The 25,046-nt window shown below is 38.6% G+C and carries 20 protein-coding genes; 6 read left to right on the top strand and 14 right to left on the bottom strand.

What is annotated here, in order from left to right; translation table 11 throughout:
* Positions 1-312: 312 nt before the first annotated feature.
* From pepT to GTH24_RS03730, 3 genes are all read left to right on the top strand, one after another.
* The gene (gene pepT, locus GTH24_RS03740) at positions 313-1,566 is read left to right on the top strand and encodes a peptidase T (RefSeq protein WP_072069356.1); all 1,254 of its coding nucleotides are present in this window, start codon (positions 313-315) and stop codon (positions 1,564-1,566) included.
* Complete coding sequence (gene dcuC / locus GTH24_RS03735; protein WP_164525965.1) at positions 1,563-2,930, top strand: C4-dicarboxylate transporter DcuC; 1,368 nt, start codon at positions 1,563-1,565, stop codon at positions 2,928-2,930. Before pepT ends, dcuC begins: the two co-directional genes overlap by 4 nt.
* Before the next feature lie 668 nt (positions 2,931-3,598).
* The gene (locus tag GTH24_RS03730) at positions 3,599-4,921 is read left to right on the top strand and encodes a serine dehydratase subunit alpha family protein (protein WP_164525964.1); all 1,323 of its coding nucleotides are present in this window, start codon (positions 3,599-3,601) and stop codon (positions 4,919-4,921) included.
* Positions 4,922-5,106: 185 nt separating this feature from the next.
* Here GTH24_RS03730 and yjiA read toward each other — a convergent pair whose 3' ends face one another.
* The 11 genes from yjiA to apt all read right to left on the bottom strand — a co-directional run bounded on the left by yjiA (position 5,107) and on the right by apt (position 18,288).
* On the bottom strand, positions 5,107-6,087 hold the full coding sequence (gene yjiA, locus GTH24_RS03725) for a GTPase (RefSeq protein WP_072069359.1): 981 nt from the start codon (positions 6,085-6,087) through the stop codon (positions 5,107-5,109).
* Between the two features lie 22 nt (positions 6,088-6,109).
* Positions 6,110-6,316, bottom strand: coding sequence for a YbdD/YjiX family protein (locus GTH24_RS03720; RefSeq protein ID WP_004245057.1), 207 nt, complete (start codon positions 6,314-6,316; stop codon positions 6,110-6,112).
* Between the two features lie 60 nt (positions 6,317-6,376).
* The gene (locus GTH24_RS03715) at positions 6,377-8,527 is read right to left on the bottom strand and encodes a carbon starvation CstA family protein (RefSeq protein ID WP_072069360.1); all 2,151 of its coding nucleotides are present in this window, start codon (positions 8,525-8,527) and stop codon (positions 6,377-6,379) included.
* A 336-nt stretch (positions 8,528-8,863) separates the two neighbouring features.
* Positions 8,864-11,371 carry an energy transducer TonB family protein gene (locus GTH24_RS03710; protein WP_164525963.1) on the bottom strand — a complete coding sequence of 836 codons (2,508 nt, stop codon included), beginning with the start codon at positions 11,369-11,371 and terminating at the stop codon, positions 8,864-8,866.
* 15 nt (positions 11,372-11,386) lie between these two features.
* Complete coding sequence (locus tag GTH24_RS03705) at positions 11,387-12,838, bottom strand: DNA-binding protein (protein ID WP_141650210.1); 1,452 nt, start codon at positions 12,836-12,838, stop codon at positions 11,387-11,389.
* 17 nt (positions 12,839-12,855) lie between these two features.
* A complete protein-coding gene (locus GTH24_RS03700) occupies positions 12,856-13,611 on the bottom strand; it encodes a PP2C family serine/threonine-protein phosphatase (protein WP_164525962.1) in 756 nt (251 codons plus the stop codon).
* Positions 13,611-14,279, bottom strand: coding sequence for a vWA domain-containing protein (locus tag GTH24_RS03695; protein WP_241254021.1), 669 nt, complete (start codon positions 14,277-14,279; stop codon positions 13,611-13,613). The genes GTH24_RS03700 and GTH24_RS03695 overlap by 1 nt, the downstream gene beginning before the upstream one ends.
* 243 nt (positions 14,280-14,522) lie before the next feature.
* Entirely contained in the window at positions 14,523-15,128 is a 606-nt protein-coding gene (recR, locus tag GTH24_RS03690; RefSeq protein WP_072069364.1) for a recombination mediator RecR, read from the bottom strand.
* Complete coding sequence (locus tag GTH24_RS03685; RefSeq protein WP_164525961.1) at positions 15,128-15,457, bottom strand: YbaB/EbfC family nucleoid-associated protein; 330 nt, start codon at positions 15,455-15,457, stop codon at positions 15,128-15,130. The genes recR and GTH24_RS03685 overlap by 1 nt, the downstream gene beginning before the upstream one ends.
* A gap of 54 nt (positions 15,458-15,511) precedes the next feature.
* A complete protein-coding gene (dnaX, locus tag GTH24_RS03680) occupies positions 15,512-17,485 on the bottom strand; it encodes a DNA polymerase III subunit gamma/tau (RefSeq protein WP_164525960.1) in 1,974 nt (657 codons plus the stop codon).
* 251 nt (positions 17,486-17,736) lie between these two features.
* Positions 17,737-18,288 (bottom strand): adenine phosphoribosyltransferase, encoded by a 552-nt coding sequence (gene apt / locus GTH24_RS03675; protein WP_036932856.1) that lies wholly within the window; start codon positions 18,286-18,288, stop codon positions 17,737-17,739.
* A gap of 138 nt (positions 18,289-18,426) precedes the next feature.
* Between apt and priC the strand changes: the two genes are divergently transcribed.
* Together priC and rsmS are read left to right on the top strand one after the other, a co-directional pair.
* Entirely contained in the window at positions 18,427-18,969 is a 543-nt protein-coding gene (priC, locus tag GTH24_RS03670) for a primosomal replication protein PriC (RefSeq protein WP_164525959.1), read from the top strand.
* An 11-nt stretch (positions 18,970-18,980) separates the two neighbouring features.
* Positions 18,981-19,148 carry a pleiotropic regulatory protein RsmS gene (gene rsmS / locus GTH24_RS03665; protein WP_072069366.1) on the top strand — a complete coding sequence of 56 codons (168 nt, stop codon included), beginning with the start codon at positions 18,981-18,983 and terminating at the stop codon, positions 19,146-19,148.
* Here the strand turns inward: rsmS and mscK are convergent.
* From mscK to acrR, 3 genes are all read right to left on the bottom strand, one after another.
* The gene (gene mscK, locus GTH24_RS03660) at positions 19,145-22,528 is read right to left on the bottom strand and encodes a mechanosensitive channel MscK (protein ID WP_404932767.1); all 3,384 of its coding nucleotides are present in this window, start codon (positions 22,526-22,528) and stop codon (positions 19,145-19,147) included. The genes rsmS and mscK overlap by 4 nt on opposite strands.
* Before the next feature lie 165 nt (positions 22,529-22,693).
* The gene (locus GTH24_RS03655; RefSeq protein WP_072069368.1) at positions 22,694-23,047 is read right to left on the bottom strand and encodes a DsrE/DsrF/TusD sulfur relay family protein; all 354 of its coding nucleotides are present in this window, start codon (positions 23,045-23,047) and stop codon (positions 22,694-22,696) included.
* Between the two features lie 28 nt (positions 23,048-23,075).
* Positions 23,076-23,720: a multidrug efflux transporter transcriptional repressor AcrR gene (gene acrR / locus GTH24_RS03650; RefSeq protein WP_072069369.1), complete on the bottom strand. Its 645-nt coding sequence runs from the start codon at positions 23,718-23,720 to the stop codon at positions 23,076-23,078.
* A 124-nt stretch (positions 23,721-23,844) separates the two neighbouring features.
* On the opposite strand from acrR, the gene GTH24_RS03645 reads away from it, so the two are divergent.
* Entirely contained in the window at positions 23,845-25,038 is a 1,194-nt protein-coding gene (locus tag GTH24_RS03645; protein WP_072069370.1) for an efflux RND transporter periplasmic adaptor subunit, read from the top strand.
* Positions 25,039-25,046 lie beyond the last annotated feature (8 nt).

Raw genomic sequence — 25,046 nt, 5'->3', positions numbered from 1 at the left:
AAAACATATTAATTATGATAAAGAAATAATAATGAATTAAATGAAGTTTAACGATTAACTTCACAAAGATAGAGGTCATTAAGTAAATAAAAATAACCTCACCTATACAAAACACGATTTTTTTTAATAAAGAAAAAACCAAAAATTAAATATTAATTAACATTAAACTTTTCTTATAAAAATAATTTTTTTCCTCTAATTCCCTGCTGGTTTTTTTATGATACAACAAGTAGATGTTGTCCTTTCCAATAAATGAGACAACTAAGCTTTAATAGAGAGAATACAAAAAATCAAACACAATGGAGTCTTGTCATGAATCTCGTCGAACGGTTTATTTCTTATACAAAAGTTAACACCACCACAAATAGGGAAAATGGCGCAGCTGGTATTATGCCTTCTTCAGAAGGTCAGCGAGTCCTAGCATTACAATTGGTTGAAGAACTCAAGGCTTTAGGAGTTGAAGATATCAAAATTCGCGATACTGCCATTGTTACCGCAACACTACCTTCCAACCTTGATTATGAAGTACCTACTGTTGCTTTCTTTGGTCATTTAGATACCAGTGCAGAACAAACTAATGACACCAAAGCGCAAATCCTACCTTATAAAGGTGGTGACCTCTGCTTAAACAAAGAACTTGATATTTATCTACGCCAAAGTGAATTCCCAGAACTAGAAAACTATATTGGTGACGATATTATCGTGACGGATGGCACCAGTTTATTAGGTGCTGATGACAAAGCCGCAATTGCTTCAATTATGGATATGTTGCAATACTTTAAACAACATCCCGAAGTTAAACACGGTACGGTTAAAATTGGTTTTGTGCCAGATGAAGAGCAAGGTTTACGTGGTGCAAAAGCCTTTGATACTAAAGAATTTGGTGCTGATTTTGCCTATACATTAGATTGCTGTGGTATTGGTGAGTTAGTGTATGAAAACTGGAATGCAGGGGATGTGGAAATTACCTTTACTGGTGCTTCAGCCCATCCAATGTCTGCGAAAGGTAAATTAAAGAACTCACTATTAATGGCACATAAATTTGTTGCTATGTTACCGGGTGGCGAGGCGCCTGAATATACAGAAGGCCGTGAAGGTTATTATTGGGTAAAACAATTAGCCGGAAATAGCGCACGTACTGTATTAAAAATGGATGTGCGTGATTTCACCGAAAAAGGTTACGCTCACCGTATGGCATTTTTAAAACAACTTTCAGATTATTGCGCAGGTTTATGGGGTGAAGACTCCGTAACTTGTAAACTCGCTGACCGTTATGCCAACGTCTTTAATAGCCTACAAGGTGATAATCGCTACCCTATCGATATTGCAGTTGCCGCTTATGAAGCAAATGGCATTACTCCTCGCCCAATCCCAATGCGTGGTGGTTATGATGGTGCAGCCCTTTCTCAAAATGGCTTACCTTGCCCAAACATCTTTACTGGTGCTCATAATTTTCATTCTATTTATGAATATCTGCCTGTTAAATCCCTTTATGCTGCCAGTGATGTCTTAAAATCCGTCGTGAAAATCACAGCAGAACGTTTTGCACCTGGAGCTAAAGAATGATCCAAATTCTTGCGGTCTTAGTCGTCGTTGTTATTGTCGCTAGGATGATCTTGAAAGGATATAAAGCAGAACCTGTTTTGTTAGTCGCCGGTCTAGCCTTAATGGCGCTGACCATGATGTTTGGTTGGGGAGATATTCTTCCTAAAAATGTCAAAACAACAGGCATTGGCTGGTTAGATCCTTTTGAAGTAATGCGTGATCTCTTTAGTAGTCGCGCCGCTGATCTTGGTTTAATGATCATGGCACTGATGGGGTTCGCACATTATATGGATCATATTGGCGCTAATGAGGCCGTTGTACGGGTTGCAACTCGCCCGTTGAAAAATATGCGTTCACCTTATGTGTTGCTATTTTTCTCTTTTTTACTCGCGAGTATTTTACAACTTGCTATTCCTTCAGCAACTGGATTGGCTGTTCTATTAATGGGTACAATGTTCCCAATTATGATAGGACTTGGTTTATCTCCAGCATCAGCTGCGGGTGTAATTGCAACTTCATTAGGCGTGGCTTACACCCCAACGGCTATTGATGCTATTCGTGGTGCCAAAGCGGTCGATTTAGGGGTCGTTGAATATGTACTTTATTACCAAGGGCCTGCTGCGATTGCGACTGTGCTCGCTGTTGGTATTACACATATCTTCTGGCAGCGCCATTGCGACCGTAAATCTGGATTTGTGCCTCAATTAGGCAAAATGTCTGAAGAAACAAAGAGTGATAAAAACGTACCTGGCTTTTATGCCTTACTGCCGATGTTACCGATCATTATGGCAGTAAGTTCATCAAGCCTATTTGTTGCAGGCATTCACCTTGATGTAGTCACTATTGCATTGATTTCAATGGCAATTTGTATGCTAATTGAAACATTACGCTTACGTGATTTTAAATCAGTGTGTGCGGGCTTCCAGCATTTCTTAAAGGGTATGGGTTCTGCATTTAGTAACGTTGTGGGGTTATTAGTCGCAGCGGGTGTCTTTGCTCATGGTATTAAAGTCAGTGGTGCAATAGATAGCCTGATTGTGATGGCGGAGTCTGTAGGCTTGCCACCATTTGCTATGGCATTGGTCTTCGCTATCGTGACATTAGCGGCTGCAATTATTATGGGTTCAGGTAATGCTCCCTTCCTTGCATTTGTTGAACTTATTCCACAAATTGCACATAGCATGGGTGTCAACCCAATTGCAATGATTTTACCAATGCAACAAGCGTCACATATGGGACGAGGTATGTCTCCTGTAGCTGGAGTTATTATTGCAGTATCTAGTGGTGCTAAATTGCAACCGTTTGATGTTGTAAAAAGGACGGCGATCCCGCTTATGGTCGGCTTTGTATTTCATAGTGCTATTATTGCTATCTTCTATTATTAATAAACAACCTGAAGCAATATTTGTTGCTTCAGGTTGTTTTCAAAAAATAAACATATTAAAAATAGACAAAGATATTTTATTGTTATTTCTATAAATAAAAACTAGTTAACTGTTTTTCTAAATATAGACTTAATTATTTATTAAAAAAAACATTAAAGCTATCATCATGAAAATATTAACAAAATAATAAAACATTATTCTTATACACTAAAATTTAATGAGCCTATTATCTGCTTTGTTAAAATAAAAATGTGATATTGAAAACATTCATTATTTTTATTTTAACGATTCTGAGTTAGCCCACATTAAGTATGATGATTATACTAGCAATAGAATTGTGTATTCGTTCTATTGCCTTTTTATTTAATCTTATCGTCAATTTTTTAAATTATCTTATTTAACTTCATTTTTATCCTCCTTAATTTATACACTAGATACAAAATATACCTTCTTTAGCACTCATTAATTACATTAAAGAGTCAGAACGTTTGCTTTTATTTTATGTGGAAAAAATTACCAACATAGAAGCTATAAAGGGTAATATTTTCTCAAAATTTGTACAATGTTAGTAAATTCAGAAAAAACTTTCTCCAATAAATTCAGTATGATTGTGGTATTAAAAATAGAATAACCCTTTGAATTCTCATACTGTTTATTGGATGCATGCAATGAAAGAACAACTATCTTCTCGTTGGAAAATATTGATAGCGGCAGTTAAGCAACAAGTTAAACCCGCTTTAGGTTGTACTGAACCTATTTCGCTTGCATTAGCGGCTGCAACAGCAGCAAGTTACTTACAACACCCTATTACCCGCATTAGTGCAGAAGTTTCTCCCAATTTAATGAAAAACGGTATGGGCGTAACTGTACCCGGTACGGGTATGGTGGGATTATCCATTGCTGCGAGCTTAGGTGCCGTTGGGGGTGATTGTAATGCAGGTCTTGAAGTATTAAAGAATGCAACACCAGATAACGTTGAACAAAGTAAAGCACTATTAGCTGCTGGCATTGTGAATGTTTCAATTAAAAAAGCATGCCAAGAAGTTCTTTATAGTGAAGTGACTGTTGAAGACGGTGAAAACAGTGCAACTGTCATTATTGCCGGCAATCACACCAATATCGTAAAAATCATTCATAATGGTGATATCGTTCTTGATAACACTTGTGATGGTACAGAAAAATCTACATCACCTTGCGAAATAAAAGAAACACTAACTCAAACAAACACCCAAGAAATTTATCAATTTGTTACTCAGGTACCAGTAGAAGAAATTTCTTTTATTCTTGAATCAGCACATTTAAATGATGCGCTATCAAAAGAAGGTTTGAAAAATAGTTATGGTTTACATATTGGACAAACTTTACAACGCCAGCAACAACGAGGCCTATTAGCAAAAGATCTATTATCAGAGATAATGATCCGTACATCAGCTGCATCTGATGCACGTATGGGGGGCGCTATATTACCTGCAATGAGCAATTCTGGCTCAGGTAATCAGGGCATTGCTGCCACTATGCCTGTGGTCGTTGTCGCTGAATACTTACAAGTTGACGAAGAGAAAATGGCTAGAGCATTAATGCTTTCCCATTTACTGGCTATTTATATTCACCATAAATTCCCTGCTCTGTCTGCATTATGTGCAGCAACAACAGCATCAATGGGCGCTGCTGGCGCAATTGCATGGCTAATGGATGAACGTTATGAATCTATAGCTATGGCAATTAGTAGCATGATTGGTGATATCAGCGGTGTAATTTGTGATGGTGCTTCAAATAGCTGTGCTATGAAAGTTTCAACCGGTGCAAGTGCCGCTTATAAAGCTGTATTAATGGCTCTTGATAATACATTTGTGACAGGTAATGACGGTATTGTGGCACATGATGTTGACTCAACGATTGAAAACTTATGTGCATTAGCAAGCCGAGCAATGCAACATACCGATATTCAAATTATTGAGATTATGGAATATAAAGCCGTCGCTAATGGCTAATTTCAGTAATTAAAAAAGCACCCCATAATAGTGATTATTATGGGGTGAAACATAAGATCCTAGGAACAGGACCCTCCTCAAGTCAGGAGCTTATCAATATTCGTTACTGCTATTTACGGCTATACTACGGTTACTTCTACTACTTACTTCGTACTACTTTCTAACACTCACTACAGGGTATTGGGTTAATGTGCATTCTCTTGCGTACTTGGCATTAATGCATCAAAACTAGCTCTTATCTCATCTTCAGGTAATTGAATACCAATAAAGACCAATGTGCTTTCTCGAACTTCACCTTCATGCCATGCTCTATCCCAATCAGCACTATAAAGGCGTTGTACACCTTGAAATAACAAGCGATTAGGTTGATCTTTAATATTTAATATTCCCTTATAACGTAAAAGATTATCAGCAAAGCTTAATAATAATTTTTCCATTACATCAGAAACTTTTTGTAGCTCAACGGGATAATCAAATTTCAGTACAATAGAATGGATATCATCTTGTTTTTCTGGTTGAAAGCGGAAAAGAGGCTGTTTTACTTCAAGGTTATCATTCAACATAAAACCTTTTACATTAAACAATAAACCTAAATCGATTTGTCCATGAATAACGGTATTAACGGGCGCTCTTGCATTAATGCGTCTTAATCGAGCCATTAATTCGGGTGATGCTGGTGCAACATCAGTTTTTGTTAATAAGATGCGATCAGCATAACCAATTTGAGATTGTGCAATAGTAAATTGATCCAGTTGTTGTTGAGCATGAATATTATCAACAAGAGTAATAATCCCATCTAACAAATAGCGTTGACAGATCACCTCATGAGAAAAAAATGTTTGGCTAATAGGGCCGGGATCAGCCATACCTGTACATTCAATAACTAGCCTATCAAATTCAATTTCACCACGATCAAGGCTGTCACATAAGTCTAATAATGTGTCTTCTAATTCATTCGATTTACTACAACAAATACAACCATTGGTAAGTGTTTTAATTTGAGTGGCTCTATCACCAATAATTTCGTCATCAATAGGCACTTCACCAAATTCATTTTCAATAACAGCGATTTTATAACCATGCTCTTCATTAAGCATATGGCGCAAAAGCGTTGTTTTTCCTGATCCTAAAAAACCAGTCAATATCGTCACTGCAATAGGTTCCATTATGTGTCTCCTTTACAGATTATTAGCAACAGCGAAAACCGCCTTTACCATCACCACCACCATAACGGGCTTCCTGACGTTCACGGAAAAACTCGTTATAGGTCATAACTGGCTTATCAGGATGGTTATCTTTCATATGCTGTACATAGTTATCATAATCAGGAATACCTATCAGCATACGGGCAGCTTGCCCTAGATATTTTCCAGCTTGTCCTAAATTGCCAAACATAAGTTTCTCCTAAACCCCGTACCAGCTAAACCAGTACGGGGTTAAACTATTTACTTAAGATTAGTGACCAGAGGACACTTTAACGTCTTTTGGCATAGGCACATACGGGGTTTCTTGTGCTGTTTCTTCTGGGTTTTTACGCGCTTTCATTGCCGTACGGAAACCGTAGAAAATGATGCTGTAAACAACCACTAAGAACAGAATACTTAAGCCCGCATTGGTGTAGTTATTGATTACAATATGATTCATATTAGTAATCTCTGCCGCAGTTAAGTCAGCACCACCCGCTAAGATCTTCGCTTTGTATTCATTTGCTAAGTAGAAGAAACCTTCCATTTGTGGGTCATCGCTGAGAAGTTTCAGACCTAATGCCCATGTTGTACAAATTAATAGCCATACCGCAGGAACCACAGTTACCCAAATATATTTAGTGCGTTTCATCTTAATTAAGATAACCGTACCTAATACTAGTGCAACAGCTGCTAACATTTGGTTTGAGATACCAAATAATGGCCATAAGCTCTTAACACCGCCTAATGGGTCAACAACACCTTGGTATAACAAATATCCCCATAAGCCTACACAACCCGCTGTACCAATAACACCTGGAATGAACGAATTTGTTTTCTTCAAGTAAGGAATAAAGTTACCTAATAAGTCTTGAAGCATGAAGCGACCAGAACGTGTACCTGCATCTAACGCGGTTAAAATAAAGAGCGCTTCAAACAAGATCCCAAAGTGATACCAGAAACCCATATCCGCAGCAGGAATGATTTTATGGAATACCATCGCGATACCAACCGCTAAAGTAGGCGCACCACCAGCACGGTTTAATACAGAAGGTTCACCAATATCTTTCGCTGTTTGTAAGATTTCTTCTGGAGTGATAACAAAGCCCCATGAACTGACTGTTGCAGCTGCATGTACGGTAACTTCTTTTAACTGCCCCATGATAACAGCTGTATTTTCACCACCTAATTCATGTAGATTCGGCATCGTAATACCTAAACCTGATGGTGGGGTATTCATTGCAAAATACAGACCTGGTTCAATGATAGATGCAGCGACTAATGCCATGATCGCAACGAATGATTCCATTAACATTGCACCATAACCAATAAAACGAGCATCCATTTCATTTGCAATAAGCTTAGGTGTTGTACCTGAAGCAATTAGAGCATGGAAACCAGAAACGGCACCACAAGCGATAGTGATAAATAAGAATGGGAATAAAGCCCCTTTCCATAATGGTCCAGTACCATCGATGTATTGAGTAACTGCTGGCATTTTCAGTTCAGGGTTTAAAATCACAATACCCACAGCTAAACCAACGATAACACCAATTTTCAGGAAAGTTGCTAAATAGTCACGTGGTGCAAGAATTAACCATACTGGTAATAATGCAGACACAAAAGCATAACCAATAAGACCGAAAGTAATTGTTGTGTCTTTAAAGGTTAACGCTGGGCCCCAGAATGGGTCGTGAGCAATAACACCACCAAACCAAATCGCTGCAATCAGTAAAACAATACCAATAACTGACACTTCACCCACACGGCCTGGGCGAATATAGCGCATGTAAATACCCATAAATAGGGCAATTGGTACTGTTGAACAAACAGTGAACACACCCCATGGGCTTTCAGCTAATGCTTTAACAACAATAAGTGCAAGCACAGCAAGGATGATGATCATGATAAGGAAACAGCCGAATAAAGCGATAGTACCCGGAATTGGCCCCATCTCTTTCTTTATCATCTCACCAAGTGAGTTACCATTACGGCGTGTGGAAATAAATAACACCATAAAGTCTTGTACTGCACCCGCCAACACTACCCCAGCTAATAGCCAAAGTGTACCGGGTAAGTACCCCATTTGAGCAGCAAGAACAGGACCAACTAAAGGACCTGCACCAGCGATAGCCGCAAAGTGGTGACCAAATAAGACATAACGGTTGGTCGGAACATAGTTCAAACCATCATTGTTAATAACAGAAGGTGTCGCTCTCGTTGGGTCAAGTTTCATCACTTTTTGAGCGATATACAGACTGTAATAACGATAAGCAACTAAGTAGACGGCAACAGAAGCAACAACTATCCATAGCGCACTAACATGTTCACCACGGCGAAGTGCAACCACTGAAAGACAAAAAGCACCGATAATCCCGAGGATCACCCAAGGTACGTGCTTTAAAAATGCATTTTTGTTCATGAGACACCTTTTTTTCAGGCAAGACCGAACAGCCAAAGAGTAATGCGGGACAGCAAAGAATGATTTGAGCGAATCTGAAAGATAACTGCCCGCAGCTACATAATAAGAATTTTGACTCAAGAATGGTGTGACTAAATCGCTTAGCGGTTGTATACCGAATTAAGCGGTCTGTTTTCTTAGTTAAGTGGTTTTGCTGTTTTCAAAAAACGTTTTTTTTGTGATCAAGATAACAATTTTATTTCTTTCAATAAGTTAGAGAATAAAGAAAGATAAAAAAAACGCCTCAACATCAACAAAAAAGACGTTTTTTTATAACATTTTTTAAACAAAATAAGATTATTGACTAAATTGAACGGATATCAAAAATACATTACCTGTTCGAGAAGGTGAGCCATTAAATCGCCACTGATAAGCAACATCAATTACTGCATTATCAATATTCATATCACCACTATTGGTTTTTAGCATAACCACAGTCGGAACCCCCTGAGGATCAACATCAAGCTGTAGGATCATATCGCCCATTTTAGGTGCAGTAATTGGAGCATTTACTTTCGGTAATAGCTGAGTACTACCTTTGATATTTGCTGATGCAAAATCGACACTAAAGGTACGGTTTGAGTGCTCAGTTTTGTCTGTATTTAAAGGTAAGCGAACCACTTTGCTATTCGGATCTGATGCCGGTATCGCACGTTGAGCCAATTGAATCTGCGTTAAGTCATCACTGAGATAATCATCTGAAGGCTTAACTTCAACACCTTCAGGTAAATAGTGAATATCCATCCTTGCTCTCAAAGTTTGGTAACGTTCTAAACGAGCACCTTCAAGAGTATTTATCACCATCCTCATTTCCAGCATTTGCACGACAGAACTAATGCTTTCTTGTGACTTTTGCTGTGCTGCTTTCGCAAATGCGCCCGCTGCAATTTCAGGATCTTCATCTAGCCACGTTATCCCCCAACCTAACCAAACATCTTCACGATTTGGATTTAGTGCAATAGCTTGCTCAAAATGGCGACGTGCTTGTGATAACAAGTTTTGCCAATACTCTTTATTTTGTGGGTAAATATCAGGAGATTGAGATAAATTATTTGTTCCCACATTGTAATATTGCAATTCAAAGCGGGCTACCATTCTTACAACATCTTCATTATCTTGATGAAGTGCCAATTTTTCGTTTAAGAAACGTAGACTATTATCCCAACTTTCGTGGTTATTTTTTCCATTCGGTAATGTCTGGATCTCTTTTAAAATATTTTGTAATACTGCCCGTTCTTCTTGCTGTTGTGCGCGTTTTGAATAAATAGAAGAATAGGGATCATAAGTAGAATGCGATGACGATTTACTCGACTCTTTTTCTGGTGCTTGCTTTTGTAAAGCTACGAACGCATTTTCAGCACTCGAAATACCTTTAATGTTTTGCCTTGCATAAGCTTTTGCCAATGTGATTAATGTAGGTTGTTGTTTAATGGTGTAGTCATTCCAACCAAGACGTGTGCTTTGAAAACGAACGGTAACACGTTGATGATACCCCTCTTTTGTTGGCATAAAACGCCAGCCACGAGCATCACTTAATGCTTTCGTATCAAACACATTGTATCCACTACTTTTTTGTACCCAGAGACCTAAAACGCGTCCTTGCGGATCAACATCAACGGATAAAATAGTTTCTGCAATAGGAATATATTGTCCAATAGATGGGTAATGCATTTCCGTCCAATTCTGTATTTTATTTGGTGAATCAACAAGAACAATCCCTGGATATTCCCTATCATTCATCATTGATTTCCATTCGACATAAGTTTCATTGTTATCCGCTATTGCATAAGTGACAGGCAGTACTTTTTCTGCCAATTTAGCCACCTCGTCAGGAATTGCATTCTTTTGTCGATATAGACGGTCTTCTATCACCCGTGCTTGAAGGATTTGATAAATCTGACGCTGATTTTCTGTCAATTCAGAAATCGCTTTTTCAATAAGCGGTTGTAATGAAGGATTATGATGCCCCAATTTGTCATATTTTAGCGTATCGGCAACCATTAACGCGGCCATTGCTTTTTCTATCTGCATATTGGGTGGCGTATGAGCGATATAGGTTAATGCTAACGTTTGCCATGCTTCAGGTACTAATGGTGCAGTAGTAATAGCGTTAATACCTGATTGTGCTAATTTTTCATTACTACTTGTAAGAAGCGATGATAATGCTTGGGCAGTAATAATTTCGGGTTGATTCAGCAACCAATCACCATAAAAAGAGAGCGTTTTAATTGCTTCTTTTTGTTCTGGTGTTCCTTTTGCATGAGTCAGATACGCCTCTTTAGCTTGCATTGCGGAAGTTACATCATCCGTTAAATAAACAAGCCCCGGTAATTCGATACGTTTTTTTTCAAGCTCTTTGAGATACCCCAGCGTTTTAGGCTGATTAACAACAATCGTTTTAATGATGTTATCTTCAGCATTAATCACGCTATAACGAAAATCACTCCACTGCGACTGTTCTATATTTTGTAAAACAAAGCGACGGCGATCTTCTAATTCACTATGAGGAATGATTGAAAATGAAAGACTAAATGTCGTTAGAACAACAACAACGCCCCCCAAAAAATAGAAGATATTTTTAGCGCGCCACGATTGCAATAACATGACAATCGTCATAATGACAGAACCTAACCATAATCCCAGCAAGAAATTACGCTCATCGAAACGAACTGATGAAGGAAGGATCTTGATACTAACGCTATCGATAGTGCTAATGATTGAAACTAATAATGCAGGTAACCAAAAAGGAAATAAAAGTGTGGTAATCCCAACAATAATGAGGATCGGTTTAATTGTTTTATTCATATAAATTCTCTCTCATTAAGGTTTTCTTTTCAAAATACGTAATGAAGGGAGAATAAAAATGATGAGTATAATAATGGCTATCATCATTAAAAAAATCACGCTTAACATTGTTATTAGTAGCTGTTCAATATAATTCGCTTTTATTAAGTCAGTGATCCAAGTAAAACCTAAATCGCCACTTATTCCTTGCGGAATAAAATACATCAAAAATAATCCGAAAATAATCGGCGCTATGATGGCAATAGCGGTGTGAAAAATAACAGCAGGAACTTTACTTAGTGCTTGTTTTAACGAGATAAAAATAGCAGGTGGCTGTATTGGTTTAGCTGGAGCCGTGTGTATGGGGGTGTGTCTAACATTAGCATTTTTGATGCTATTTTGACGTATTTGCTCTCGTTGTTTTTGGCTTTGTTTTTGAGTTATAGCCACTTGCTGTAGCTGGGTTTGTCTTGCACATGCTGCACAGGCTTTACCCGCAAAATATTGGTGTTTTTTATCCTTCTGACATACCAACATTTGCTGCTTTTCAGATTGTGCGTATTCATAAAGCGCCGTAGCCCATGTTTTCGCACTGGGTCTTAATGTAGGATTTCCTGAAAAAGCTTTATCAAATAATGTTCTCAGTTTATCGGGTAATTGTTTATGGCCACTAGCAACATTTGGGGTAATTAAATTATGCGCCTTCACACCATAACCATAAAAACGACCAGCAATACGTCTAGGAATATCCGTAGGAACTGTATCGTTTTTAGGGCGGCCACTAAAAGGATGGATACCAAAATTAAGCAGTTGAAAAATAATAACGGCTAAGGCAAATAGATCTTGTCGCTCTTCTTGGTCTTGTGGGATAGCTTGTTTTGCTTGAAATTCTGGTGCTAAATATTCGACAGTAAATTGTCCTGCGGGATAGCGTATTTTTTCCCCTTGAATACTAAAACCATCACAATCAAGAAGAGACATATACAAACTTGATTTATAAAACCGTAGGTTTAATGGCTTCATATCAATAATACGATGCCCTTGTTGATGCAATGCATCAATCAATGAACAAAGATTATAAGCAAGGATAACTTTAGCGCCCATTCCTGTGGGTAAATGATGGGCTTTAGCTTGACGTTCTTGAAGAATATATTCCAACTCAATGGTGTTTTTCACATCAAGTTCAGGCATCACGAAGCCAACAAATTGCTTTTGGCTATTGTATAAACGTGCTTGAGGCCAGGCGAGTTGAATTATTGGGATATCATTAACAGAAACGGCCTTTAATGTGGGCTCTAGTTTCTGCATTGCGGTAATTTTTTTCAGATAATAGGCTTTATCAATTTTATCATGATAAACTTTTGATACTTGGGAAGGTGCATTATTAATGTGACTAACACTCCCTGCCCCCCCACTTTTTATCAAATCGCCAATCTGATAAATCTTGCCATTTTCATCTTGTAATTGTGTGGTCCCAGATATCGCCATCCCTTTTTTTCTCGCTTTTACCACAACTCTTCATCCCTGATACAAATCACTAAGGTTTTATCATCACCCGTAATTGAATGTGTCCGAGGATCGGCCAATGTTCCCGCAAGAGCTTCACTTCCGCTGTCTTCAGATACTGTTTTTAAATAACGGATCACTGGCGTGATAAACGGTTCATAAAGGGCATCACACGCTTTATTCATGGCAAAAGGCTGTACACCATCAGACATCAAAATAACTTGTTTTACTGGTTTATCGAGAGGAATAACGCGTAAATGCGCTTCCCAATTTTCTGACGTCACAAACCACGTTTGATTAGCATATTCTCCATTTTCAGGTTGTGATACATAACTTGTACCATCGCAATATTCCACTACTGCAATACCATCACCTAAATGGAATAAATAGCCACTATCATCACCAATCCAACATGCAACCAGTGTTGATGCATATTCATTAAGCGAACATTGTTTTATTTCTGCATATTCAGCCAGTTGGAGGCGAATATCTTCAATAAGTTGTTTTGCGCCTTGCGTTATCTGTTTTTCGGTTAATAAATTAATGTTTGGCCACTCTGTGATACGTAGCGTAAATAACCGAGCAACGAGCTGAGCACCTTGCTCACTATAGCGAGAGGAGCCTGCACCATCACAAACAGCAGCGATAAGATACTCACCTTTACGACGAATAAAATAAGCATCTTGACAGGGAATTTGACGTTCTTGATGGGCAATTCCTGTCACCGATGCCCCATAAGCTAACCAATCGTTCATCAAACAGGTACACTCGCCCAAGGATCTGTTGACGGTAATTGTGCAGTACCACCCGGCGTTGATTGAGAAACCACTTGCATACTGGCACTTAACCACAAGAATAATTCTTTAAATTGCAACCCTTTAAGCATTTTCACACCGTTAACACCATTACGACTAAAATTTCCCATCACTTCTGCTGATGCACCATCAACCATAATCGGAAATACAGCTGTTTTTTGGTTTTCTTCTGCTTCGCGACAAAGCTGCGCAGCTTGTTCCCATTGATCGGTTGGTACACCATCAGACATTAAAAATAACCAAGGACGTGTATAAGCAACGCCTGCTTGTTTAAAGCGCTGTTTTTCAGCTTCTATTTCTTCAAGCGCCAGCGTAACAGCTTGCCCCATCGGGGTTGTGCCATTTGCTTCTAAAATGGGGGCGGTAAAATCCATAGCATCTTTCCAATCACCATGCACAGTACATTGATCATATCCACCATACTCAATCACTAAAATACGCACGCGTTTTGCTGCAATAACATCATTTTTTAGTTCTTGTTCTAGTAGCTTAAGGCCTTCATTTAATTGTTGAATAGGCTGACCATACATACTACCGGAGCTATCTAATACTAAGATCAGAGGGGTACGTTGTTCACTGTTATCAACTAAGGCTACGTCAGGGATCATAAGATGCTCCATCATTCAGTTATTATTTTTCATGATAATGATTAATGTAACATAAAGGTGCTAAATTCATCAGAAAGAAAAAAGGAATAAATTGAAGATAAAGATATTTCTTAGAAAAAGAAATTTTAAAGGGTAATTACCTTACTTTTAATAAAAATTGCGAAGCTTTCCATGGTGTTAAATGAAAAAAAGCACCTTATTACATCAAGTAAAAGGTGCTTTTTTAATAATTGGTTTATGATGTTAATAGTGGATCTTTTGGCGTCCAGCAATAGAGTGTGAAAGTGTTGTACCATCAACCATTTCAAGCTCGCCTCCCACAGGAACCCCGTGAGCAATCCGACTTGCTGTAATATCATACTGAGCACAGATCTCAGCAATATAGTTGGCTGTTGCTTCACCTTCCACAGTCGGGTTTGTAGCCAAGATAACTTCTGAAATTGTTTCCTGGCTCAAACGCTCTTCAAGCCTATCTAAACCTATATCCATCGGTCCGATACCATCTAAAGGGGATAAATGTCCCATTAAAACAAAGTATCGCCCCGCAAACTGCCCTGTCTGCTCGATAGCATGAATATCCGCAGGACTTTCCACAACACAAATTTGCCCATTTTGCTGGCGACGAGCATTGGCACAGATAGTGCAACGCTCTTCTTCAGTAAAAGTTCGGCAATCACAGCAATGACCGATTTCAGACATTGCACGTGTTAACGCTTGTGCAAGCCGCATACCACCGCTTCTATCACGCTGAAGCAGTTGGAAAGCCATTCGTTGCGCTGATTTAGGCCCGACGCCGGGTAAACAACGCAACGCTTCCATTAATGATTCAAGAAGTGGGCTAGTTTGCATTAGAATGGCATCTTAAAGCCTGGTGGTAATTGCATACCATTAGAGACAGAGGCCATTTTCTCTTTTTGCGTTTCATCAATACGACGCGCAGCATCATTAAAGGCGGCTGCAATCAGATCTTCTAACATCTCTTTGTCATCTTCTAACAGACTAGGCTCGATTTCAACACGACGGCAATTATGAGCACCATTGATAGTGATCTTGACTAAGCCAGCACCAGATTCACCGGTCACTTCTAAGTTTGCGATCTCTTCTTGCATTTGTTGCATTTTGTCTTGCATTTGTTGGGCTTGCTTCATCAGATTGCCCAAACCACCTTTTCCGAACATAATTGTCTCTCTTTGTAAAAGCCACACAGTATGAAGTCATACAATATGTTGCGATTAAACAGGTCGGATACTCTCTTCATCCAATTCAGCATCAAAATATTGCTGTAATGTTTGAATTGTTTTATCCGTAATAATCGATTGACGCGATAACGCCAATTTTTCATCATAAATGGCTTGTCGCCACTCCAACGGCGTTTTTACCGCTGGATTATCATCTTCTATAATTGTGAGTGAAATTGCTTTTCCATGCAATTCACTTAATGCATTTGTGAGTGTGCGTAATGCATTTGCTGAATTTAAATGTTTCTGTCTAGTTCGTAAATGCAAAATCACATTTTCTTCACTTACTGTCTCTTTATACGCATTCAATGCCAGTTGTTGCACCAACTTAGGTAATGGCATTTTTTCAATTTCAGCAGCCCACGCATCTCTTTCTTGTGATTCTTTCGCAATTTTGGCTGCTAATTCTGGCGTTTTTTCGTATTCGAGAACTTCTTTAATTTCTTTAGGCGAAGACACTGTCTCTTGCGTTGACATCAACTCAGGATTTTGTGGACGCCATTGATACGCTTCTTTTTTCTTTTTTTCAGGTGCATTAGGATTAGGTTGACGCTTAGCAACTTGTTGGCGTCTTTCACTCACGGCTGCTAGCCGTTCTAATGCACTAGCAGCCGGCTTAGCCTGATTTGGCGTCGCCGGTTCAGACTTTTTTGGCGGGGTTTGTTGTTCTGTCCCCTTTATTGCCTGCCGTGCTCTTAAAAGTTGTGCCGCTGGACTATTACCTAACGAGGCATTATCCATGGGCGAAGAAGAACGTGTATTTTGTGACGAATGAGTCTGTGACACTTGTTGCGCATGACTCACTGGCATTCGATTCGTTGGCGATGACGTAGAAGGCAAAGTTTGCGCTAATGGCGCAGAAGAAACCTCATCAATCACTGTTTTGGGATGAAAAGCTAACGCCCTTAATAACGTCATTTCAACGCCCATGCGTCTATCTGGCGCATAAGCCAGTTCTTTTCGTCCAACTAATAAGGTTTGATAATAGAGTTGTAAATCTTGTGGTGAAACAGATTTAGCCAATAGACGTAAACGCTCTTGGGTAAATTGTTCTTGGGGATTATCCTCACTAGGCAATAATTGCAGCATGGCAACTTGATGCAATAATGAAAGAGTTTCAACCAAGAAGTTTTCCCAATCAGTTCCTCTTGAAGCCACTTCATTGACCAACGACATCACTTGTTGACCATCTGCTTTTACCAGTGCTTCAATCAGTGCTAAAGGTTGTGCATCATCAATAGTGCCAAGCATTTGGCTTACAACATCTGCTGTGACAACACCTTCACCACTTGCTATAGCTTGATCTGTTAAGCTTAAAGCATCTCGCATACTACCATCGGCGGCACGAGCAATAAGCTGGCGTGCTCTTACATCATTTTCAATGTGTTCGGCAGTAAGCACTTTTTCGAGTTGCGTCGCAATTTGATCAATGTCTAATGCACGCAAATGAAATTGCAAGCAACGCGATAAAATCGTGACTGGTAATTTTTGTGGATCGGTTGTCGCCAGTAGAAACTTAACGTGCTCTGGTGGTTCTTCTAATGTTTTTAATAGCGCATTAAAACTGTGGCGAGAAAGCATGTGAACTTCGTCAATCAAGTAGACCTTAAAACGTCCACGTGCTGGCGCATATTGCACATTATCAAGCAATTCACGGGTATCTTCTACCTTGGTACGTGATGCAGCATCGATTTCGATTAAATCGACAAAACGCCCTTGTTCTATTTCAAGGCAATTTGCACATTGACCACAAGGTTTACTCGTAATACCTGTTTCACAATTGAGCCCTTTGGCAAATAATCGGGCAATAGTGGTTTTTCCGACACCTCGAGTGCCAGAAAAAAGATAGGCGTGATGAAGTCGCTGATGATCAAGACCATTAGCTAAAGCCGTCAACACATGACGTTGACCAACAACATCGTTAAAAGTTTGTGGGCGCCACTTACGGGCAAGTACCTGATAGCTCATTGATTCCGCTAAATTTGAACGAGATTTATCTCTATGCTAACACAGGGACGCCCCATTGAGCGAGATTTGTCAGAAACAAATGAGATATTGATGAAAGAACCGTCGAATATTTGACATGTATTAGAGAGGAAAATCAATTGTGCGGGCCATAGATATTTATATATCACATCATAAATAACACAAAAGCACCCGCACTATTACTCATGTTTAAAATAATGGCGTGTATCACCCCATTTTAAACAGTGAAGAAATTAATGTCCTGGAAAATCAACCAGAGTAAAGCTGTGAACACCTTGTTTTTCTAAGCGCTCAATACCGCCTAAATCAGGTAAGCAGATAATAAATGCAGCTTCTGTCACGGTTCCACCTAAGCGACGGATAAGACGTGCAGTTGCTTCAATGGTGCCACCTGTTGCCAGTAAATCATCAACCATTAATACTTTGTCTTTATCCGTAATGCTGTCTTTGTGGATCTCTAAAGTATCTGTGCCGTATTCCAAATCATAAGTTTCACTGAGCGTTTCGCGAGGCAATTTACCTTTTTTACGAACAGGAACGAAACCAACGCCGAGGCGTAAAGCAACCGGAGCACCAAATAGGAAACCGCGAGCTTCGGTACCCACGACTTTAGTGATACCCTGACCTTGATAGTGTTCTACCAATAAATCAATGGTTGCCTGATATGCAGCAGGATTATCCAGTAATGTAGTGATATCACGGAATAATATCCCTTCTTTTGGATAATCAGGAATGGTTTCAATACTGTCTTTAATAAATTGCAGTTGTTGCGCGTTAGCAGTCATAATCAGTGCCATAATAAAAAACGAAACGATAGAATCTATGCAATATGCCGTTAAAATGCAACAGAAAGCCAGTTAACAACTCTTTTTTTGTTGCTTTAAGTCAATTCATGTTTTTATCAAACCAGGAACAAGAACCAGATGAATAAACCCGACCCTTTAAGCTTGTTTAAAAAACAGATAGACAATCTTGCCGAAACACTGGCACCTATTGCAAACAAAAAAATTGCAGCACCTTGCTTCGACACAGCACTGTTCCACCGCCGGAGTGATTCACTTGGCGGCTATATGCAACAGATCCGCGATAATTTTACCCAGTTAATCGCTTGTGTTGAGGCACAACGAAGCCAGCAGGTTAAATTTCTGGCCACACAAATCCTACAACAAATAGAAGCATTAACTCGTGAATTATCGACACAAACACTAAGAAAGCAAGAGAACCAGCTTACTCAACGAAAAAAAAGTGTCGATTTATACCAAAAACTTGCCCAACATCAGGATTATGAGCGCAGATTACACGCCATGATCCAAGATAGAGAGCTTTCATTAAAGCAAGCACAGAGTTTTATGCAACAACAAGAATTGCAAAAAGAGATTGCCGCACTTGAGAATCGCCTAGCACGTTGTAAAAACGCCCTTTTCTCTATTGAAAAAAGCATTGAAAAACAAGAAGATAAATTTTAAAGGCGATAATTATGAGTTTAAAAGAAGCACCAAAATCTGTTCAGTTGGCTGTTGATCTTATCTACTTACTTGAAAGTCACCATATTGATCCTAAAACAGCACTAGAAGCCCTTGAGATTGTGCGCCAAGATTATGAAAACAAATTGGCGACACAATCAACAAACACGCCCCTTAATTAAGCAAAAGGGGTATTGGCTTCAGGTGTCGAACCATCAAGAGGTCGTTTTACCTCTTGTACTTCATCACCTTGTTTATTATGCAAATAAACATCAAGTTGGTTAAACGCAATATTAATATCGTTTTCATTACAAAGCTTATCAATTGCACGGTTTACTTCATCAATTGCAATGCTTCTATCACCTAATGTTCTGACATAAAAACGTAAATCGTGGTTTAACGTACTGGCGCCGAATTCGGTAAATAACACGACTGGCTCAGGTTCAGTCATCACTCTGGTATTCTCTTTCGCTGCTTTCATTAAGATAGCTTTGACCTTATCAAGATCAGATCCATATGCCACCCCTACCTGAATAATAATGCGGGTGACAGTATCGGATAATGTCCAGTTAATAAGTCGTTCTGTTACAAAGGCTTTATTAGGAATAATCACTTCTTTACGATCAAAATCTGTCACTGTTGTTGCTCTAATTCGAATTCGGCTAACAGTACCGGAATAAGTACCAATAGTAACCGTATCACCAATTCTGACAGGTCTTTCGAACAAAATAATTAAACCAGATACAAAGTTTGCGAATATCTCTTGTAAACCAAACCCTAATCCTACCGTTAAAGCCGCCGCTAACCATTGTAGTTTTTCCCATGCCACACCTAATATACCCAGTGAGACAATAGTACCTATTGCAATAATAACGTAGGTTAAAATAGTCGTAATAGCGTAAGAAGCGCCTTGTTGCAATTTGATTCGCGATAAAATTAATACCTCTAATAAACCTGGTAAATTTCGCGTCATAAACCAAGAGATTGCCATGATAGAAACAGACAATAAAAGATCTGCCACTGTGACGGCTTTAACAACATTCCCTAACTCTGTGGGTAATGTATAGCTCCAGAGTGAAATACCATCTAAATAGGTAAATACAGTAATAAAATCGGACCAAATCCCGTAGAAACTAGACGCAAAAATGATAAACAAAATCATTGTTGTCAATCTTAATGATTGCTGATTGATTTGATCCATATCCATTGGAGGCTCTTGAATAGGCTCCAGACTATTATCTTCGCTCTCTTTTTTTTCTTTTAACATCGCTTGTCTACGCTCAAGGGCTCGACGATAAGCAAGCCTTCTAGCCGCCACGGTTAATCCCCGCAAACTGGCATGATAAGCAATGAACCACAACATAAGCAGATATAAGCTATCAATCCAGCGATTTGCTAAACGCAACGCCGTATAGTAATAACCAAAAATCACTAATCCCATTAAAATTAAAGGCGAGAACGTTAATAGGGTGATAACAACCGTTCTAACAACATGATTACCCTTTTCTTGCCACATTTCGCGACAAAACGGCAATGCACATAAACTAATACAAAACAGTGAAATAATCGCAACCAACTGCCCAATAACATCGCCCACCAGTGATAATGGGTTATTAATACCGTAAGCAGAAAGTAAAATAATCGGCAACATAGGAAGAGAAAGACGCAATAAACGTTTACGATTTTGCTGAACTCGCTCGACAGGAATTTTAAAATGTTTTACAGCAACGCCATTATCAGACATTAAACGATAAGACCATTCAAACATCAGCCAGAATACCGCAAATTGCCAAGCAAAAGACCAGATAAACTCTTGTTGCACGTTAAAACTATTTATTAGCCAATAGCCAATCGCTAAAACAAAACAAGAAAGAGGTAATGTTTTTAAGAAAACAATACCTAACGCCAGTGGTGTATGTAGCTGAGAATCTTTATTGAGCTTATTAATATCCCCATTAAGTTTTTCAAACTGAGTATCAAGTTTTTTACGTTGCCAAATTAGTATTAAACCAAACAGAATCAACGCAATAAGGACAGGGAGTGATTTCTTAGCCCCGATCAACAGATTTTCATTTGACCAATTCAATTTAAAACTTTGGAATTCTGCCACGGCTTGTGAAGGAAACGTTGAAAACCAATTGAGATTGATAGGTTTATTACTACTCACCCAGAAAATTTGTTGTGCTAATGTACTTTCTAAAGAGCTTACGACACTGCGTAATTGTTGCTGATCCATTTGCAGGTTAATCGAACCTGAAATTTGATTACCTAATTGATTATTAAGTTTATCAAGCAATTCCCGGCGCGCATCAACAAGTAATTCTAATGCACTATGCAACTCTTTTAGTGCATTAGGATCAGTGACTTCAGGATGAGTGATTTGGTATTCCTGCATCAACCGATCAATATAGATATTGGGTTGTATTATCTGATCACGTTGTTTATTAATTTCAAATTGCTCTAACCGCAAATCAGCGATTTTATCAGGCAAATTATTAATAAAAATACCATCTGGTAAATCAACTTGCTCTTCAAATAAAATTCGGGAAAGTAATAAACTTCCTTTTAATACATCAATTTGTTCTTTTAGGTTTCGTTCAGATTGAATGGCTCTATCTAAGCGATTTTTCACCATTAAGCTATGGCGATTTAGTTCATTATTATTTTGTGTTGTAACGATCAGTTTATCACTAAGATGCTTATTGATTTCTGTTTGCGTTAAATAGAATGGATCAGTATTAATGGCTTGATTATCTAGTTCTGTGCTTTGTGCTTCTTTAGCTGTTTCTTCTGAACTGTCTAGACGTTTATCACTGATGGCATCTTGAAGCAGTTGTGCACGTTCCTGTGAAAGGTCTATATACGCAGAGCTATAGTCACGTTGGAGTTGTAACAAGCTTTGTAATTGCACATTTGACTGTAATGTGCGCTTTTGAAAATTATTTTGTTGCTGAAGATAATATTGCTCTAATTGTAATAACTGCACAGCAGAAGGTCGCATTTGTGCTTTATCCGCACTACTTTTATTCAGCAATGTCCTTATTTGTTGCAATCTATCTGAATTATTAAATAAAACAGATTGGGCCCTTTCAGGTTGTGTCTGTAATACGATAAGTTCATTACTGTAATTAGCTAAATCATCTTGGGATTTTTGTAATGATTGTAGAACACTTTCTAATTGTGATTCTAATGTTGCTAATGGTAATGTTTCCAATGATTTTTGGTAGTCACCCACTTCTTTATTGGCGACTTTTTGTTTTAATTGATTAAGTTGATATTGCGTACTACGCAGTTTTTCAGGTAGTTGATCTACCGTTTTATCGTAATTTACTGATTTTCTTTCTAGCTGTTGAATATTATCGAGTAATAAAAGAGATTGTTCTAAATCCGCAATTGTTAATTTATCTTCTGCGCTTAACTCACTACGTTTATTTAATAAATTAAGCTGATTTTGAATATTTTCTTGAGTAGGTAAATTACTGGGAACCGCAGCTAAAACTGAGGTAATGGAGAGGCACCAAAGAATAAAAATAATAGCAGTGGCGGCGACAATCGTCGTCATTCGATTATTGAATTGAGAAAAAAAAGTTTGTATCCGCATGGTTAAGCAACTTGTTCAATTAATATTGAAAAACTGTTTATTAGTATAATCCAATTACGTTCAATTGGCAGTGTAAACAGAACAAGTTGCTTGGGTTGTTTCTCTCCTGAGAAAATGAAGTGACAATCAGAATGTTAGAATTTTATCCGCATCGAGCGTCCATTGTGCCAAATCAACTAATGTACCTAACTCTGCACCATCAACTAATGGTAAATCACTGATACCTCGAGTATCTGTACATGTTTTGCATAATTTAACCGGAACATTTTGTGCCGTTAAAATTTCCAGCATTTGTTGTAAGTTATAACCTTCTTTAGGCTGTTGGCGAGCTAAAGCCCCTGTAACAGCATCTGACATTAAAAAGATATTTAATTGAGTTTCTGGGTGTTGTTCTTTTAATGTAATAGATAAACGCAACGCGTTAAATAATGACTCATTACCATAAGCCGCACCATTAGCAATAACTAAGACCTTACTCATAAATGTCTTCCTTTTGTTTAATAATAAATTAAGAGGACGCAGATATTCTCATATTTGCACTGTGCTTTATCATATCAATAAAGCTATCAACCAAATATTGACTTTCATCTTTGATAGAAAAGCTTTCTGGTGAAAATAACCAATTTTCAGCAAGACCAGTCATCATAGCCCTTAACATAATGGCGGCTCGTCTTAAATTAAGGTTGGCAGGAAGTTGTTTTTTTTCAACGCAACGAGATAAAGATTGCTCTATTCTAGAGTAATCAGCTGCACACAATTCTCTGCGAATTTCAACAATTGGTGTCATTTCACCAACAAATTCGCATTTATGGAAATATATTTCTAAAAGTGCATTATGTTTAGGATCTTCAACAATCGATGTCAATATGTAAATAAGCAATTCTCTTAATACAAATAGTGGATCATCTGGGTATTTTGTTTGATACTCTATTTCTAAAGATTCTATTTTTAAGTCGGTGAGTTCGCACGCTTCAGTAAATAAATCCACTTTATTTTTAAAGTGCCAATATATTGCACCACGGGTAACTCCTGCAGCGGCTGCAATATCTGAAAGTGATGTGGCAGAAACGCCTTGCACAGTAAACAGCCTAAGTGCAGCATCAATAATCTGCTGTCTTGTCTCTTGTGCCTGCCGTTTAGTTTTTCGTGCCATTAATCCTCGATTTTGACTGAAGTTAATTTACATACATTCATGTATGTTTGTACTATACATCGCAATCAATCATCAACTTAATTATTTTTATCCCGGGAAACAACGTTTGAATAGAGGTTTTCTTATGCGAAAAAACAGAGGGGTTTTGCCTCTGGCTCTGTTAGTGCTATCAGGCAGCTTGGTTCTTGCTGGATGTGACGACAAAGCTAAACAGTCTGCTGGAGGCCCACCTCCTGCACCTGCTGTAGGTGTTGTGACGTTAGGCTCGCAAGCTCTGACAATCACCACTGATTTACCAGGTCGTACATCAGCTTTCCGTATTGCTGAAGTTCGCCCTCAAGTTGGCGGTATTATTTTAAAGCGCAATTACACAGAAGGAAGCTATGTAGAAGCAGGTACATCACTGTACCAAATCGATCCAGCTCTTTTTGAAGCAACTTTAAATAGTGCACAAGCTGAACTTGCGAAAGCGAAAGCAAATGCTGAAATAGCGCGTCTCACTGTGGAGCGTTATAAGCCTCTGCTAGGTACAAACTATGTCAGTAAACAAGATTTTGATGCCGCAACATCTCAATACGCACAAGCCGTTGCTGCTGTTAGAGCTGCAGAAGCTGCTGTGACAAGTGCAAAAATCAATCTTGAATACACAAAAGTAACATCTCCAATTTCAGGCCGTTCAGGTAAATCAACGGTCACTGAAGGCGCATTGGTTTCAATGGGTCAACAAGTTGCACTGACAACTGTTCAGCAAATCGATCCGATTTATGTCGATGTGACACAATCGAGTGAAGATTATCTGAAATTAAAAAATGAAATTGATAGTGGTGCTATTCGCCAAGAGCAAGGTAAACCAGTTGTTCATTTAACACTGACCAATGGGCAATCTTATGCACAGAAAGGGCATTTAGAGTTTTCTGATGTCACTGTTGATGAAACAACAGGTTCTATTACTATGCGAGCTATCGTACCTAACCCGAAAGGGGAATTACTGCCAGGTATGTTTGTTCGTACTAAATTAGAAAATGGTATTCGTCAAGATGCTATTTTAATCCCACAACAAGCTGTTATTCGTACTGCGCGTGGTGATGCAACAGCAATGGTTGTTAATAAAGACAACGTTGTTGAAGTTCGTACTATTCAAGTATCACAAGCTGTTGGTAATAAATGGCTAGTAACTAGTGGTGTTCAGGTAGGTGAGCGCGTTATCGTTTCTGGATTGCAAAAAGCAAAACCGAAAATGACCGTAACACCTCAAGAAGAGAATTTAGATGCGAAGCCATCACCTGAACAAACTGAGCCAGCTAAGAATCCTCAATAAGGAGTCGG

The organism is Proteus vulgaris, from assembly GCF_011045815.1.
In the GTDB taxonomy this organism is placed as follows: Bacteria; Pseudomonadota; Gammaproteobacteria; order Enterobacterales; family Enterobacteriaceae; genus Proteus; species Proteus vulgaris_B.
This window is presented reverse-complemented; position numbering and strand designations above follow the sequence as displayed.

What these genes read in the sequence shown, in the direction of transcription:
- recR (WP_072069364.1), bottom strand. Translation starts at nt 15,128, where the DNA reads ATGCAAACTAGCCCACTTCTTGAATCATTAATGGAAGCGTTGCGTTGT.
- GTH24_RS03645 (WP_072069370.1), top strand. Translation starts at nt 23,845, where the DNA reads ATGCGAAAAAACAGAGGGGTTTTGCCTCTGGCTCTGTTAGTGCTATCA.
- GTH24_RS03730 (WP_164525964.1), top strand. Translation starts at nt 3,599, where the DNA reads ATGAAAGAACAACTATCTTCTCGTTGGAAAATATTGATAGCGGCAGTT.
- acrR (WP_072069369.1), bottom strand. Translation starts at nt 23,720, where the DNA reads ATGGCACGAAAAACTAAACGGCAGGCACAAGAGACAAGACAGCAGATT.
- apt (WP_036932856.1), bottom strand. Translation starts at nt 18,288, where the DNA reads ATGACTGCTAACGCGCAACAACTGCAATTTATTAAAGACAGTATTGAA.
- GTH24_RS03695 (WP_241254021.1), bottom strand. Translation starts at nt 14,279, where the DNA reads ATGATCCCTGACGTAGCCTTAGTTGATAACAGTGAACAACGTACCCCT.
- dnaX (WP_164525960.1), bottom strand. Translation starts at nt 17,485, where the DNA reads ATGAGCTATCAGGTACTTGCCCGTAAGTGGCGCCCACAAACTTTTAAC.
- GTH24_RS03700 (WP_164525962.1), bottom strand. Translation starts at nt 13,611, where the DNA reads ATGAACGATTGGTTAGCTTATGGGGCATCGGTGACAGGAATTGCCCAT.
- GTH24_RS03710 (WP_164525963.1), bottom strand. Translation starts at nt 11,371, where the DNA reads ATGAATAAAACAATTAAACCGATCCTCATTATTGTTGGGATTACCACA.
- GTH24_RS03655 (WP_072069368.1), bottom strand. Translation starts at nt 23,047, where the DNA reads ATGAGTAAGGTCTTAGTTATTGCTAATGGTGCGGCTTATGGTAATGAG.
- rsmS (WP_072069366.1), top strand. Translation starts at nt 18,981, where the DNA reads ATGAGTTTAAAAGAAGCACCAAAATCTGTTCAGTTGGCTGTTGATCTT.
- yjiA (WP_072069359.1), bottom strand. Translation starts at nt 6,087, where the DNA reads ATGGAACCTATTGCAGTGACGATATTGACTGGTTTTTTAGGATCAGGA.
- GTH24_RS03720 (WP_004245057.1), bottom strand. Translation starts at nt 6,316, where the DNA reads ATGTTTGGCAATTTAGGACAAGCTGGAAAATATCTAGGGCAAGCTGCC.
- GTH24_RS03705 (WP_141650210.1), bottom strand. Translation starts at nt 12,838, where the DNA reads ATGGCGATATCTGGGACCACACAATTACAAGATGAAAATGGCAAGATT.
- GTH24_RS03685 (WP_164525961.1), bottom strand. Translation starts at nt 15,457, where the DNA reads ATGTTCGGAAAAGGTGGTTTGGGCAATCTGATGAAGCAAGCCCAACAA.
- pepT (WP_072069356.1), top strand. Translation starts at nt 313, where the DNA reads ATGAATCTCGTCGAACGGTTTATTTCTTATACAAAAGTTAACACCACC.
- GTH24_RS03715 (WP_072069360.1), bottom strand. Translation starts at nt 8,527, where the DNA reads ATGAACAAAAATGCATTTTTAAAGCACGTACCTTGGGTGATCCTCGGG.
- dcuC (WP_164525965.1), top strand. Translation starts at nt 1,563, where the DNA reads ATGATCCAAATTCTTGCGGTCTTAGTCGTCGTTGTTATTGTCGCTAGG.
- priC (WP_164525959.1), top strand. Translation starts at nt 18,427, where the DNA reads ATGAATAAACCCGACCCTTTAAGCTTGTTTAAAAAACAGATAGACAAT.
- mscK (WP_404932767.1), bottom strand. Translation starts at nt 22,528, where the DNA reads ATGACGACGATTGTCGCCGCCACTGCTATTATTTTTATTCTTTGGTGC.